Annotated in this window: 11 protein-coding genes and 1 other RNA gene; 2 read left to right on the forward strand and 10 right to left on the reverse strand. The window is 66.5% G+C overall.

Annotated features, from left to right (window positions below; all coding sequences use genetic code 11):
• Positions 1 to 98: 98 nt before the first annotated feature.
• From ftsW to rsmH, 8 genes are all read right to left on the reverse strand, one after another.
• Positions 99 to 1,250 carry a putative lipid II flippase FtsW gene (gene ftsW / locus XI09_RS13010; RefSeq protein WP_271567195.1) on the reverse strand — a complete coding sequence of 384 codons (1,152 nt, stop codon included), beginning with the start codon at positions 1,248 to 1,250 and terminating at the stop codon, positions 99 to 101.
• A 236-nt stretch (positions 1,251 to 1,486) separates the two neighbouring features.
• Positions 1,487 to 2,887: a UDP-N-acetylmuramoyl-L-alanine--D-glutamate ligase gene (murD, locus tag XI09_RS13015; protein WP_271567196.1), complete on the reverse strand. Its 1,401-nt coding sequence runs from the start codon at positions 2,885 to 2,887 to the stop codon at positions 1,487 to 1,489.
• A 7-nt stretch (positions 2,888 to 2,894) separates the two neighbouring features.
• Positions 2,895 to 3,998 carry a phospho-N-acetylmuramoyl-pentapeptide-transferase gene (gene mraY, locus XI09_RS13020; RefSeq protein WP_011089345.1) on the reverse strand — a complete coding sequence of 368 codons (1,104 nt, stop codon included), beginning with the start codon at positions 3,996 to 3,998 and terminating at the stop codon, positions 2,895 to 2,897.
• Between the two features lie 161 nt (positions 3,999 to 4,159).
• Positions 4,160 to 5,539 carry a UDP-N-acetylmuramoyl-tripeptide--D-alanyl-D-alanine ligase gene (locus tag XI09_RS13025; RefSeq protein ID WP_271567197.1) on the reverse strand — a complete coding sequence of 460 codons (1,380 nt, stop codon included), beginning with the start codon at positions 5,537 to 5,539 and terminating at the stop codon, positions 4,160 to 4,162.
• Entirely contained in the window at positions 5,536 to 6,993 is a 1,458-nt protein-coding gene (locus XI09_RS13030) for a UDP-N-acetylmuramoyl-L-alanyl-D-glutamate--2,6-diaminopimelate ligase (RefSeq protein ID WP_271567198.1), read from the reverse strand. The genes XI09_RS13025 and XI09_RS13030 overlap by 4 nt, the downstream gene beginning before the upstream one ends.
• A gap of 78 nt (positions 6,994 to 7,071) precedes the next feature.
• Positions 7,072 to 8,814 carry a peptidoglycan D,D-transpeptidase FtsI family protein gene (locus XI09_RS13035; protein ID WP_271567199.1) on the reverse strand — a complete coding sequence of 581 codons (1,743 nt, stop codon included), beginning with the start codon at positions 8,812 to 8,814 and terminating at the stop codon, positions 7,072 to 7,074.
• A complete protein-coding gene (ftsL, locus tag XI09_RS13040) occupies positions 8,811 to 9,203 on the reverse strand; it encodes a cell division protein FtsL (protein ID WP_011089349.1) in 393 nt (130 codons plus the stop codon). Before ftsL ends, XI09_RS13035 begins: the two co-directional genes overlap by 4 nt.
• Before the next feature lie 3 nt (positions 9,204 to 9,206).
• On the reverse strand, positions 9,207 to 10,196 hold the full coding sequence (gene rsmH, locus XI09_RS13045; RefSeq protein ID WP_271567200.1) for a 16S rRNA (cytosine(1402)-N(4))-methyltransferase RsmH: 990 nt from the start codon (positions 10,194 to 10,196) through the stop codon (positions 9,207 to 9,209).
• Positions 10,197 to 10,708: 512 nt separating this feature from the next.
• On the opposite strand from rsmH, the gene XI09_RS13050 reads away from it, so the two are divergent.
• The gene (locus XI09_RS13050; protein ID WP_271567201.1) at positions 10,709 to 11,488 is read left to right on the forward strand and encodes an N-acetylmuramoyl-L-alanine amidase; all 780 of its coding nucleotides are present in this window, start codon (positions 10,709 to 10,711) and stop codon (positions 11,486 to 11,488) included.
• Between the two features lie 118 nt (positions 11,489 to 11,606).
• On the opposite strand, the gene XI09_RS13055 is transcribed toward XI09_RS13050, so the two are convergent.
• Together XI09_RS13055 and XI09_RS13060 are read right to left on the reverse strand one after the other, a co-directional pair.
• Positions 11,607 to 12,842 carry an RNA polymerase sigma factor gene (locus tag XI09_RS13055; protein ID WP_442869581.1) on the reverse strand — a complete coding sequence of 412 codons (1,236 nt, stop codon included), beginning with the start codon at positions 12,840 to 12,842 and terminating at the stop codon, positions 11,607 to 11,609.
• A complete protein-coding gene (locus tag XI09_RS13060) occupies positions 12,839 to 13,189 on the reverse strand; it encodes a YciI family protein (RefSeq protein WP_271567202.1) in 351 nt (116 codons plus the stop codon). The genes XI09_RS13055 and XI09_RS13060 overlap by 4 nt, the downstream gene beginning before the upstream one ends.
• 150 nt (positions 13,190 to 13,339) lie before the next feature.
• Here XI09_RS13060 and rnpB point away from each other — a divergent pair.
• Positions 13,340 to 13,772: RNase P RNA component class A (gene rnpB / locus XI09_RS13065), an RNA gene on the forward strand.
• Positions 13,773 to 13,792 lie beyond the last annotated feature (20 nt).

Genomic DNA, 13,792 nt, shown 5'->3' on the forward strand with positions numbered 1-13,792 from the left:
TGACTGCCGAGCACGATGCCGCACACTTACAGCCGATCGGCCCCCTTGACAGACAAGACGGTAGATCTGCGCTTCGCTTGTCCGGGACACGAGACCTGCTACGCGTAGCTGCGCATCGCCTCGGCGTGGCCGCTGGCCTCGACCTCGGTGCGCGGGCGCAGCCGCGTCAGCGCCAGCATCATGCCGACGCCATAGGCGAGCGACACGATCGAGGAGCCGCCATAGGAGATGAAGGGCAGCGTCATGCCCTTGGCGGGAATGAGCTGGAGGTTGACCGACATGTTGATCGCCGCCTGCACGCCGAACAGGATCGCAAGGCCGGAGGCCGCAAAGCGCGAGAACATGTCCTCATTGGCATAGGCGCGCGACAGCGTGCGGATGACGACAAAGGCGAACAGCGCCAGCATAGCAAGGCACAGGATGATGCCGAACTCTTCCGCCGCGACTGCGAACACGAAGTCGGTATGGCTGTCCGGCAGGCTGCGCTTGGCGATGCCCTCGCCCGGTCCGAGCCCGAACCAGCCGCCGTTGTAGAAGGCCTCCATGGCGGTATCGACCTGGAAGGTGTCGCCCGAGGCCGGATTCATGAAGCGCTTGATGCGGCCGGCGACGTGCGGGACGAACAGATAGGCGCTGAACAGTCCGGCCGCGGCAGCGCCGGCGAGGCCGAACACCCAGATCATGCGCATGCCCGCGATGAAGAACAGCGAGCCCCACACCATCAGAACCAGCATGGTCTGGCCGAAATCCGGCTCCATCACCAGCAGCGAGACCAGCATCAGCAGCAGCACCAGCGCCATCGAGGTCGCCGGCATCTCCGGCCGCCTGGTCGATTCCGCGAACAGCCACGCGGCGATGACGACGAACGACGGTTTTGCGATTTCGGAGGCCTGGATGTTGACGCCGAGCAGCGTGATCCAGCGCCGCGAGCCCTTCACTTCCGGGCCGATCGCGAGCGTCACCACGATCAGGATGATGCTGACCGTGAAGATGAGCAGTGCGCTCCGCCGGATCGCGCGCGGCGACAGGAAGGAGACGCCGAGCAGCACCAGGCAGGACGGCGCCAGGAACATCACGTGCCGGCTGAAGAAATGGAAGGGGTCGAGCCCGATGCGGGTCGCCACCGGCGGGCTCGCCGCCAGCGACAGGATCACGCCGGTCAGCATCAGCGCCAGGATGGCGCCCATCAGCGGCTTGTCGACGGTCCACCACCACTCGGAAAAGGGGGTGCGTTCTTCACGGGAGAGCATGGGCGGCCGCTTTCGGACAGAGATCAGTCCATTGGTCGCCGAGGTTGGTTACCGGGGGGTTAAGGAAAAGCGGATGTTTCGAGATAGAGGGAGCGCCCACCTCACGTGCTCGTCATGCCCCGCGAAGGCGGGGCATCCAGTACGCCGCGGCCCCTCGGCTCAAGCACCGTCTCTGGGATACTGGGTCGCCCGGTCAAGCCGGACGACGACAGCGGAGATGTGGAGCCAGTGCGCCCTCACACCACCGGCTTCACACCCGGCAGCGCCTGCACCAGTTCGCGGAACTTGGCGCCGCGGATCTCGAAGTTGCGGTACTGGTCGAAGGACGCGCAGGCCGGCGACAGCAGCACGACGGCGTCTGCCAGGCCCGACGCTTCCGCGTCGCGAGCGGCGTGCTCGACGGCAACGTCGAGGGTCTGGCTGATCTCGTGCGCCACCTGTGTCCCCAGCGTGCCGGAAAACTCCTGCGCGGCCTCGCCGATCAGATAGGCCTTGCGGATGCGCGGGAAGTAGCCGGTCAAGCCAGTGATGCCGCCCGCTTTCGGCTTGCCGCCGGCGATCCAGAAGATGTCCGAAAAGGACGACAGCGCATGCGCGGTGGCGTCCGCATTGGTGCCCTTGGAGTCGTTGACGAACAGCACGTTGTCGCGGCGACCGACCTGCTCCATGCGATGTGCAAGGCCCGGAAAACTGCGCAGGCCGTTCTGAAGCACGTCCAGGCTGATGCCCATCGCGAGCGCGGCGGCGGCGGCGCAGGCCGCGTTCTGCGCGTTGTGGAGGCCGCGCAGCGAACCGATGCCGCCGAGCTTGGCGATCTCGCTGCGCGCGCCGCCCGCGGTGCGCACGATGGTGCCGTGCTCGACATGGATGCCGCTCGCCAGCGGATTCTTGACGGAGATACGCACCACGTTCTTGCCGGCGCGGTCGAGCCGGTCGGCGATGTCGCGGCAAAAACCGTCATCGACGCCGACGATCGAGGTGCCGCCTGCTTGCACGCCCGCAACGAGACGCTCCTTCACCGCGGCGTAGTGCGCGATCGTGCCGTGGCGATCGATGTGGTCTTCGCTGACATTGAGCAGGATGCCGACGGAGGGATCGAGCGAGGGCGTGAGGTCGATCTGGTAGGACGACATCTCGATGACGTGGACGCGCCCCATGCGCGGCGGCTCCAGCGACAGGATCGCGGTGCCGATATTGCCGCCCATCTGGGTGTCGTAGCCGGCGACTTTGGTCAGATGCGCAATCAGCGCCGTCGTGGTCGACTTGCCGTTGGTGCCGGTGATCGCGACAAACGGCGCATCCGGCGCATGGCGCCGCCGCTCGCGGCAGAACAGCTCGATGTCGCCGATCACCTCGACGCCGGCCTCGCGCGCCTTCAGCACGCTCCAGTGCGGCACCGGATGGGTCAGCGGCACACCGGGCGCAAGCACCAGCGCTGCGAAATTCGTCCAGGAGACGTTGCGCAGGTCCGCGGTGATGAAACCGGCCTGCGCGGCCTTGGCGACGTTCTCGGCATTGTCGTCGGCGGCGATCACCTCGGCGCCGCCGGCTTTCAGCGCGTGACAGGACGCGAGCCCCGAGCCGCCGAGGCCGAATACCGCGACTGTCTTGCCGGCAAAGGACGTAACCGGGATCATCGATCGATCACCGCAGCTTCAGCGTCGAGAGGCCGGCCAGCGCCAGCATCACCGAGATGATCCAGAACCGGATCACGATCTGCGGCTCGGTCCAGCCGAGCTGCTCGAAATGGTGGTGGATCGGCGCCATGCGGAAAATGCGCTTTCCGGTGAGCTTGAACGACACCACCTGCACGATGACGGAGACCGCTTCCAGCACGAACAGGCCGCCGATCACCGCGAGCACGATCTCGTGCTTCACCGCGACCGCGATGGCGCCCAGCATGCCGCCGAGCGCGAGCGAGCCGGTGTCGCCCATGAAGATCGAGGCCGGCGGCGCGTTGAACCAGAGGAAGCCGAGGCCGGCGCCCAGCAGCGCGCCGCAGAGCACCGCGAGCTCGCCGGTGCCGGCGACATATTTGATCTGGAGATAGTCGGCGAACACCGCGTTGCCGGCGAGATAGGCGATCATCGCAAAGCTCGCGGTCGCGATCATCACGGGCACGATGGCGAGGCCGTCGAGACCATCGGTGAGATTCACCGCATTGCCGGCGCCGACGATGACGAAGGCGCCGAACACGACGAAGAACCAGCCGAAATGCAGCACGGTGTCCTTGAGGAAGGGAATGGTCAGCGCGGTCGACGCGGGATCGCGGTTCAGGCGCACCAGCGCGTAGCAGGCCACCAGCGCGATCGCCGCCTCGATCAGCAGGCGAAGCTTGCTGCCAAACCCGGTCGTGGTCTGCTTGGTCACCTTAAGGTAGTCGTCATAGAAGCCGACGAAGCCGAAGCCGAGCGTCACCGCCAGCACGATCCAGACATAGGGATTGAGCGGGTTGGCCCACAGCACCGTGCCGACCGTGAGGCCGGACAGGATCATCAGCCCGCCCATGGTGGGCGTGCCTTTCTTGGCGAGATGCGATTGCGGGCCATCGGTTCGGATCGGCTGGCCCTTGCCCTGGCGGATGCGCAAATGATCGATGATCCAGGGACCGAACAGGAACACGAACAGCGCGCCCGTAACGACGGCGCCACCGGTGCGGAAGGTGATGTAGCGGAAGACGTTCAGGAAGGTGCGAAAGGCACCGAAGCCCGGAAATGTGTTGGAGAGCTCGATTAGCCAGTAAAACATTCAGTCGGTCCTATGGCGCCTTCGCACGGGCCTTGGTTTTGATCTTGGCCTCAGCGTGCCTCACGCGCATTCGCTGGTCTTCATCATGGGGTCGGGCGACCTCTGGGAAAACGCTTCGCGCCGCAAAGGGTGGGATTCGGGAACAGCGCCTTCCAAGCAGTTTACGCCTTTGCCTGCAAGGCGGCCACTAGGCCCGGCACAAACTTGTTGACCCAGAACATCTTCTTGCTGCCCTTGACAACCACGACATCGCCTGCCCTCAGCAGGCTTGCGACCTCGCCCGGCTTCAGCGTGGCGGGATCGTCGTGCCAGCCAAGGCCCTTGCCGGCCGGCAGCACGTCGTAGAGGTGGCGCATCAGCGGCCCGACGCAATAGACGCCAGCGATGCCTTCGAGATGCTTGGTGAGGCCGGTATGGTAGCTTGGTGCGTCATCGCCCAGTTCCAGCATATCGCCGAGCACCGCAATGCGGCGGCCGCCGGTCACGTTGCGCGCCTGGAGGCTTTGCAGCGCAGCAGCCACGCTGGCCGGGTTGCCGTTGAAGCTGTCGTCGATCACGGTGACGCCGCCGACCGCCTGCTCGACGCCGCGGCCGGTCATGATGCCGACGCGGTCGAGCTTGATCGCGAGCGTCGCGGCGTCGAGGTTCGCCGCGCGGATCGAAGCGAGCGCGGCGAGCGCATTCTGCACGCGGTGCGGCGCGCCCGGCGTCAGGCTGAAGGCGATCTGTTTCTTGCCGATCATCGCCACGACCTGCCAGCTCTCGCCGTGCGGGGCATGCGCGACCTCGTGCACCTCGGCATGCTCGCCGAAGCGCACCACCTTGCCCTTCCATTCGGACGCCTTGAGCCCGGCGGGCAGCACCAGCACGCCATGCTCCGGCAGGCCGAGCGCGATCGAGACCTTCTCGCGCCTGATGGCTTCGAGCGAGCCGAGCTTTTCCAGATGCACGGGCTGGACGTTGACGACGAGCGCGACCGTCGGCCGCGTCAACTCGCTGAGCCGCGCGATCTCGCCCCGCTGGTTCATGCCCATCTCGACGACCCAGAGGCTGGCATCGGGCCGCGCATTGCACAGTGTCAGCGGCACGCCCCAGAAATTGTTGAAGCTCGACGGGCTGGCATAGGCGTTCGGATAGGCCGCCAGAAATTCCTTGGTGCTGGTCTTGCCGGCGCTGCCGGTGAGCCCGATCACCGGCCCGTTGAAGCGCGCGCGTGCGGCGCGCGCGAGGCCCCAGAGGCCGTCGATCAGCGTGTCCTTCACCACGATCTGAGGGATGCGGATGCCGGCGATCTCGTGCGGCACGATCATCGCGACCGCGCCCGAGGCTTCCGCCTTGTCGGCGAACTCCCAGCCGTCGCGCGCGCTGGCGAAGGCCGAGATGAAGCCGCCGCTCGGCGTGCCGCTGAGCGCGACGAACAGGCTGCCCGGTCTCACCAGGCGGCTGTCCTGCGTCACGAAGTCGATCGGCGTGTCCGGAAATGATCCGGCAGCGCCCAGCGCCCGCGCCACCTCGGCAACCGTCCATAGTGGCCCGCTCATGCAACCCTCGACGCTAGTGCGGCGGCAACCGCCTCGTGATCACTGAAGGGCAGAACCTCGCCGCCGACGATCTGCCCGGTCTCGTGGCCCTTGCCGGCGATGAGCAGCGCATCGCCCTCTTCCAGTTCCTCGATCGCGGCGCGGATCGCCGCAGCACGGTCGCCGATCTCGCGGGCGCCTCTCGCGGTGGCGAGGATCGCTGCACGGATCGCTTCCGGCTTCTCGCTGCGCGGATTGTCGTCGGTGATGATGACGCCGTCGGCATTGTCCGCGGCGATCTCACCCATGATCGGACGCTTGCCGGCATCGCGGTCGCCGCCGGCGCCGAACACGACGACCAGCCTGCGCTTCGCGTAAGGCCGCAGCGCCTGGAGCGCCTTCGCCAGCGCGTCGGGCTTGTGCGCATAGTCGACGAAGATCGGCGCGCCATTGCGCTCGCCGACGCGCTCGAGCCGGCCCTTGGCGCCTTCGAGATGTTCGAGGCTCGCGAACACGTTTGCCGCATCGCTGCCGGTGCCGATGGCGAGGCCGGCCGACACCAGCGCATTCTCGATCTGGAATTCGCCGACCAGCGGCAGCCGGATCGCGTATCGCTTGCCGCGATGCTCGACCGTGAGCTTTTGCGAAAAGCCCTCGACCTCGGCCTCGGTGAGACGAATGCCCCCGCCTGCGCCATCGCCGTTACGGCCGACCGCCATCACGCGCAGGCCGTGCGCCTTCGCCGCATCGATTGCTTCGGTCGAGCAATCATGATCGGCCGAAATCACGGCCGCGCCACCCGGCGGGACCAGCTCGCGGAACAGCCGGAGTTTTGCCGCAAGATAATGCGCGACGGTCGGATGGTAATCCATGTGATCGCGCGAGAGATTGGTGAAGCCGCCGGCGGAGACGCGCACGCCGTCGAGGCGATATTGATCGAGCCCGTGCGAGGACGCCTCGAAGGCGAGATGCGTGACGCCCTCGCGCGCGATCTCGTCCAATTGCCGGTGCAGCGCGATCGGATCCGGCGTGGTCAGCGAGCCGTAGACGGTACGCTTCGGCGAGACCAGACCGATGGTGCCGATGCTGGCGGAGGCATGGCCCAGCCGCTCCCAGATCTGGCGCGTGAACGCGGCGACCGAGGTCTTGCCGCTGGTGCCGGTCACCGCGGCGATGGTCGCGGGTTGCGCCGGGAAAAATCTCGCCGCGGCCAGCGCCAGCGCGCGGCGCGGATTGGCCACCGTGACGAACGGCACCTTGCAAGCGGCCGGCGCATGGTCGCCGACGATCGCCACCGCACCTGCGGCGACCGCAGCATCGATGAAGCGTGCGCCGTCGGTCTTGCTGCCCGCGAGCGCGAAGAAGAGATCACCCGGCCTGACCACGCGGCTGTCGAGCGCAAGCCCCGTCACCTCGAGCGCCGCGACAGCGGGCTCGATTGCGGCGTCATTGCCTAAAAGATCGTGCAGCTTCATGGTCGTCCAGTCGACATGCCGGAAAGCCGAATCGCCGGAAACTCCCGACTCAGCAGCGGCGATGGCCTACCCGGTTGATTACTGGGTTGTTCTGGATGCTGCAAGAATAAGGCGCTCGGACGGCGGCAGGTCGAACCGCGGCTGGACGCCCAGAAGCGGTGCGATCCGCTCGATCACCCTGCCGCCGGTCGGCACCGCGTTCCAGCCCGAGGTGATGAAACCCTTCGTTTCAGGGATCGCCTGCGGCTCGTCCAGCATGATCAGGATCTGATATTTCGGATCGTCGCAGGGCATGATCGCGGTGAAGGAGTTGAGCACGCGCTTCTTGGCATAACGGCCGTTGATGACCTTCTCGGACGTGCCGGTCTTGCCGCCGACATAGTAGCCCTTGACGTCGGCGGTCTTGGCGGTACCGATTTCGGCGTTGAGCCGCATCAGGAACCGCATCTTGTCGCTGGTGTCCTGCTTGATCACGCGCTTGGCGATCGCCGCCGCTTCCGCTTCGCTGCGCTTCATGAAGGTCGGAGGAATCAAATAGCCGCCGTTCACCAGGGCGTTGATGCCCATCACCGCCTGGAGCGGCGCCACCGACAGGCCCTGACCGAACGCGACGGTGACCGTGTTCAGCTCGCTCCAGCGGCGCGGAATCAACGGAGCTGCGCTCTCCGGCAGCTCTGTGCGCAGCCGCGTCAGCTGGCCCATCTTGGCGAGGAACGCCTTGTGCGCCTCGACGCCCTGGCCGAGCGCGATCCGTGCGGCGCCGATGTTGGACGAGAAGGTGAACACTTCCTTGGTGTTGATGAAGCGTCCGAGCGGATGGCTGTCGTGGATGGTGAACTTGCCGTAGTGCAGGTTTCCGCGCGCATCCCACGACGAGTTCAGATTGATCTTTCCGGAATCGAGTGCCATCGCCAGCGTGAACGCCTTGAAGGTCGAGCCCATCTCGTAGACGCCGGTGGTGAGGCGGTTGATGCGGTCGGGGTCGTGCGCTTCCTTCGGATTGTTCGGGTCGAAGTCCGGAAGCGAGACCATCGCCACGATCTCGCCGGTCTTGACGTTGGAGACGATGCCGGACGCCGCCTTGGTGTGATACTTCTCCTTGGCCTTCAGCAGCTCGTCACGCAACGCGTGCTCGACGCGCAGATCGACCGAGAGCTCGATCGGCTTTTGCAGGCGGTCGGTGGCAAAGCCCGCGGTGTGGAGATCGGCGAGCCCTTGATTGTCGAGCCACTTCTCCATGCCGGCGATGCCCTGGTTGTCGATATTGACGAGACCGATGAGGTGGGCGACCTCATTGCCGGTCGGATAGACACGCTTGTTCTCGCGCAGGAAGCCGATGCCGGGAATGCCGAGCTTGTGGATGTCCTGCTGCTGCTTCGGCGTGATCTCGCGCTTGAGCCAGACGAAGCCTTTGCGTGTCTTCAGGCGCTCGCGCACCTCGGCCTCGTCGAGGTCGGGCACGGTCGCGGTCAGGAGCTCGATCGCCTCGTCCTTGTCGATGATGCGGCGCGGCTCGCCGAACAGGCTCGCCGCCTTGACGTCGGTCGCCAGGATGGCGCCGTTGCGGTCGATGATGTCGGGCCGCGCAGTCGCAACCACCTCCTGCGACGCCGCACGGCGCGCGCTGTGGGCGTCGGCACCGATCGCGAACATCACGAGCCGGCCACCGATCAGGACGTAGACCGAGGCGAAGGCGAGCATCGCAAGTCCGACGCGCGCGCGCGCCTTCGCGGCGCGGTCGACATTGCGCCCGTAGAGCAGGCTGCGGATCAGCCGCTGCCGCCAGGGTTCGGTCGGTTTGGCCGGAGTCACGGCGCTCATTGCTTGTCCTCGGGCTGAGGCACGGAGCCCGTCACGGTGTCGGGGTCGCTCGCGGCTTCGATGGTGTTGAGCATGGCCCCGATCGGGTCGGGCTCGCCGGGCCTGAACATCCGCGGCGGACGCTCGGGCAGGTTCTTCAGCGAGTCATATTGCGTGCCGTTGACCGGCTTGAGCGGCAGGTGCCGCTCGGACAGGCCCTGCAGGCGCAAGGGCGCATCGAGCTTGGCCCATTCGGAGCGGAGCGAGGCGATCGCATCGCGCTGCTCGCGGATTTCCGCATGCAGCCGCAGCACTTTCTCCGTGCGCGCGGTGGAGTCCATCTTGATCCGGTAGACATAGGCCGCCGCGAAGATCAGCGCGCCGATGACGAGGAGGTGGATGAAGCGCATGCGCTAGCCTCCCCTCATCACGTCGGAGAGTCTTGGCCAGGACGAGGACTCATCGTCCTTGTGCGCCGGCGCCGAGGTGCGCTCCGCGGCGCGCAGTTTTGCCGAACGCGCGCGCGGGTTATGGGCAACTTCGTCCTCACCGGCGACGACAGGCCGCCGCGTCAGGAGCTGAAAGCTCGGCGCGGTTTGCGCGACTTCCGGCAGGTGCCGCGAGCCGCCGCCGGTCTTGGACCGCGCGGCGAGGAAATTCTTGACGATCCGGTCTTCCAGCGAATGGAACGAGACCACGACGAGGCGACCACCGGGCTTGAGCACGCGCTCGGCCGCAGCGAGCGCGGTCTGGAGTTCCTCGAGCTCCTCGTTGACGAAGATGCGCAGGGCCTGGAACGTCCGCGTCGCGGGATGAATGTCCCCGGGCTTGGAGCGAACCACCCTGCCGACGAGGTCGGCGAGCGCGCGCGTGGTCGTGACCGGCGTCTCCTGCCGGTCCGCGACGATGGCGCGGGCGATGCGGCGCGAATGCCGCTCCTCGCCGAAGAGATAGATGATGTCGGCGAGATCGCCTTCCGAGGCGCGCGCGACGACGTCGGCGGCGGTCGGGCCCGCCTGGCCCATCCGCATGTCGAGCGGACCGTCGAGGCGGAAGGAGAAGCCGCGGCCGGCCTGGTCGAGCTGCATCGAGGACACCCCGACGTCCATCACGACGCCGTCGATCGTCTCAACGCCTTGCGCCACGCAGACTTCGGCGAGATTGGAGAAGCGGTCCTCGACCAGTGTCAGCCTACCGGCAGAGCGCTCGACCAGTTCGGCGCCGCCTGCGATGGCGGTGCGGTCGCGGTCGATCGCGATCAGTCGGGTTCCCGGCACGTCGAGGATGGCGCGGCTGTAACCGCCGGCGCCGAAGGTGGCGTCGACATAGATTCCGCCCTCGCGCGGCGCAAGATGATCGATGGCCTCGCGGCCGAGCACGGGAATGTGAGGAGCGGAGCTCATGCGCCACGCCTGCCGAACGACCAAGCCAGATCCGGGGCGAGCCAGCCCATAACGCCTCGAATGATTCCGCGTCGCGGCGGTTCCACGACCCAACCCTTGTCCAGCATGGTTACCGAGCCCGGTCGTCCCGGGCCGCCAACCCAGTGTTCCCAGTGGAATTTGTCGGGCAGCCATGGGATTTCGAGCCAAAATACGCTTTGGCCGCCTCCGGACGCGGGTCGGCTCTTCATCCCTCAGTAACGGCCCTTAGCGTTAAGAAAGCGTTGATCGGCCCGTTACAAGTCGAAAAGGTGAGGCGGCAGTGATGCCTCATCCACACACCCGGCCAAAATGCGTCCGTTAACCGCGACGCGCGATTGCGCACGGCGGAGGGTAAAGGAATAGTAAAGAGAAGAGCTTGGCCCACTCTCCTGTTCCGACTTGAGCTGTTTATGTCGTCCGGTTCGTCCACGCCATCTGGATCTGATTCGAAGCGTCAACGCGTTCTCCCGGTTCCCAAGGCCGCGGCGAACATGCGGACGTTCGAGCCGGATTCCTCGATCGTCTCCGACATCATCCCCTCGCCGAACCATGGCGAACGCGCCAAGGGACGGCAGCCGGACATGATCGTGCTGCACTACACCGGCATGCCCGATGTCGAGGGCGCGCTGGCGCGGCTGTGCACGGCGGGCACCGAAGTGTCGGCGCATTACGTCGTGCTCGAGGACGGCCGCATCGTGCAATGCGTGCCCGAGGCGAGGCGCGCCTGGCACGCCGGCGTCTCGTCCTGGGGTGGCGAGGACGACGTCAACTCCTGCTCGATCGGCATCGAGATCGTCAATCGCGGCCACGACTGGGGCTATCCGGAATTTCCGCTGCGCCAGATCGCCGCCGTGATCGCGCTGTGCCGCGGCATCATGCTCCGCCGCAAGGTGGCGGCGCACCGCGTGCTCGGCCATTCCGACGTCGCGCCCGCGCGCAAGAAGGATCCGGGCGAGAAATTTCCGTGGCATTCGCTGGCCAATTCCGGCGTCGGCCACTGGGTCACGCCCACGCCCGTCGTGCGCGGCGAGAGCCTGATGCTCGGCACCATCAGCGACGAAGTGCTGAGCCTGCAGCAGGCGCTCGCGCGATACGGCTACGGCGTGCCGCTGACCGGCAAATACGACGCCGCGACCATGGAAGTCGTCACCGCCTTCCAGCGCCATTTCCGCCCGGCGCGGCTCGATGGTGTTGCGGATCATTCGACGCTGTCGACCTTGCAGGCGCTGCTGGCGAGCCTGCCGGACGGGACGGCCGTCGCGTCGAAGTGACGGCGCCAGCCACGCACTCGTCATTGCGAGGAGCTCTTGCGACGAAGCAATCCAGACTGTCTCCGCGGAACCATTCTGGATTGCTTCGCTGCGCTCGCAATGACGGAGTATATGGCAACTAGTCCATCTCCCTCACCCGCCGCGCATAGAGCCGCCGCAGTGGCTCGAGCTGCGTCGCCGCCGTCGCCGCACCATACGCCTCGCGCGCTTCGTCCTTGCGCCCCAGCCGCCGCAACAGATCCGCGCGCACGGCAGGCAACAGCTCATAACCGTCGAGCCCGCCGCGCGCGGTGATCGCATCGACGAGATCGAGCGCGCGCGCCGGGCCGTCGACCATCGAGATTGCGGCGGCGTGGTTGAGCTCGATCACCGGCGAAGGATTGATCCGCAGCAACACCTCGTAGAGCCCGGCGATCTGCGGCCAGTCGGTCTCTTCAAAGCTCGGCGCGCGCGCATGCAGCGCGGCGATCGCAGCCTGCACCGCATAGGGTTGCGGCCGGCCGGGCACGCGCAAGGCGTCGTCCACGAGACGCAGACCTTCCTCGATCTGCGCGCGATCCCAGAGCGTGCGGTCCTGCTCTTCCAGCAGCACGATGTCGCCGGCAGACGTCGCGCGTCCGGCGCGGCGCGCGTCGTGCAGCAGCATCAAAGCCAGCAGGCCCTTGATGCCGGCCCGGTCAGGCATCAGCCGGTCGAGCAAACGGCCGAGCCTGATGGCCTCGACCGCGAGATCCGGCCGCATCAGGTCTGCGCCCGAGGTTGCGACATAGCCTTCGGTGAAGACGAGGTAGATGACGGCGAGCACGCCATCGAGCCGCGGCGCCAGCGCGTCGCGTTCGGGCACCTCATAGGGAATGCCGGCGAGCCTGATCTTCTGCTTGGCGCGGACCAGCCGCTGCGCCATCGCCTCCTCACCGACGAGGAAGGCGCGGGCGACCTGCGCGGTGGACAGCCCGCAGATGGTGCGCAGCGTCAGCGCGACCTGAACCTCGGGCGCGAACGCGGGATGGCAACAGATGAAGATCAGCCGCAGCATGTCGTCGTCGAGCATGACCGGCGGCTCGTCGGGCGCCTGCGCGTTCAGCTCGAGCTCGTGCACCAGAGCCTGCTGCTTGCCGCGGAAGACGGCCTGGCGGCGGATGCGGTCGATCGCCCTGTTGCGACCGACATTGACCAGCCAGGCGCGGGGATTGTCGGGGACCTCGCACGCCGGCCAGCGCTCCAGCGCGACGGCAAAGGCGTCCTGGAGCGCGTCCTCGGCGAGATCGAAATCGCCGACGAGGCGGATCAGCGTGGCCAGCGCCCGCCCCGCCTCGTCGCGAAAGATCGTCTCGATGTCCGAGGACGAGATCACTTGTAGATCATGACCGGCCGGATTTCGATCGAGCCTTCCCTGGCCCCGGGGATCCGCGCAGCCAGCCCAATGGCGGTGTCGAGATCCTTCGCCTCGACCAGATAGTAGCCGCCAAGCTGCTCGCGGGTCTCCGCGAACGGACCGTCTGTCGACAGGGTCTTGCCGTCACGCACGCGCACGGTCGTCGCTGTCGAGGTCGGCTGAAGCCCATCACCGGCCTTGAAATGGCCGCTCTGGACGATGGACTGCGTGTACGTGCCGTACTCCGCCGACATCGCCTGACGGTCTGCCGGGCTCATCTTGCTCAACTCCGCTTCGTTCCGGTAGATCAGCAGCAGATACTGCATCGCTTAACTCCTGTTGTTCGGCTAAATCGCCGACTTCCAGTCGAACGGGCCACGCACCAAACGACATCTTCAGGATAAATTATTTCGGGCAAGGCGTGCGCGACGATCTCGGCTTGACGAAACCGTCACAAATGCCCATGCCTAACCCCGTCAGTCGGCCGGACGGCCGCTCCGGCAACGGTCGAAAGGCCGCCGGGGAGGAAAGTCCGGGCTCCCTTGACATACGGTGCCGGATAACGTCCGGCGGGGGCAACCCCAGGGAAAGTGCCACAGAGAACGAACCGCCCGCCGTCGCCCCTTCGGGGCTATGGCGAGGTAAGGGTGAAAAGGTGCGGTAAGAGCGCACCGCGGTTCCGGCAACGGAGCCGGCATGGTAAACCCCACCGGGAGCAAAACCGAATAGGGACGGCGAATGCGGGCCGATCGCGCAAGCGATAACGCCGCGGGGCGATGTCAGGCCCGCCGTCCGGGTAGGTTGCTCGAGGCCATGTGCAAACATGTGTCCCAGAGGAATGGCCGTCACGTATCGTTCGCGCAAGCGGACGGTGCCCTACAGAACCCGGCTTACAGGCCGGCTGATATTCTAAAGCGTTTTCGAGCGAA

This window comes from Bradyrhizobium sp. CCBAU 11386, from assembly GCF_028128955.1.
Classification (GTDB): Bacteria; Pseudomonadota; Alphaproteobacteria; order Rhizobiales; family Xanthobacteraceae; genus Bradyrhizobium.

Excerpts from the sequence above, each read along its gene's own strand:
- XI09_RS13030 (WP_271567198.1), bottom strand. The coding sequence starts at position 6,993 with ATGAAGCTGCACGATCTTTTAGGCAATGACGCCGCAATCGAGCCCGCT.
- XI09_RS13035 (WP_271567199.1), bottom strand. The coding sequence starts at position 8,814 with ATGAGCGCCGTGACTCCGGCCAAACCGACCGAACCCTGGCGGCAGCGG.
- XI09_RS13025 (WP_271567197.1), bottom strand. The coding sequence starts at position 5,539 with ATGAGCGGGCCACTATGGACGGTTGCCGAGGTGGCGCGGGCGCTGGGC.
- ftsW (WP_271567195.1), bottom strand. The coding sequence starts at position 1,250 with ATGCTCTCCCGTGAAGAACGCACCCCCTTTTCCGAGTGGTGGTGGACC.
- mraY (WP_011089345.1), bottom strand. The coding sequence starts at position 3,998 with ATGTTTTACTGGCTAATCGAGCTCTCCAACACATTTCCGGGCTTCGGT.
- ftsL (WP_011089349.1), bottom strand. The coding sequence starts at position 9,203 with ATGCGCTTCATCCACCTCCTCGTCATCGGCGCGCTGATCTTCGCGGCG.
- rsmH (WP_271567200.1), bottom strand. The coding sequence starts at position 10,196 with ATGAGCTCCGCTCCTCACATTCCCGTGCTCGGCCGCGAGGCCATCGAT.
- XI09_RS13050 (WP_271567201.1), top strand. The coding sequence starts at position 10,709 with ATGCGGACGTTCGAGCCGGATTCCTCGATCGTCTCCGACATCATCCCC.
- XI09_RS13060 (WP_271567202.1), bottom strand. The coding sequence starts at position 13,189 with ATGCAGTATCTGCTGCTGATCTACCGGAACGAAGCGGAGTTGAGCAAG.
- murD (WP_271567196.1), bottom strand. The coding sequence starts at position 2,887 with ATGATCCCGGTTACGTCCTTTGCCGGCAAGACAGTCGCGGTATTCGGC.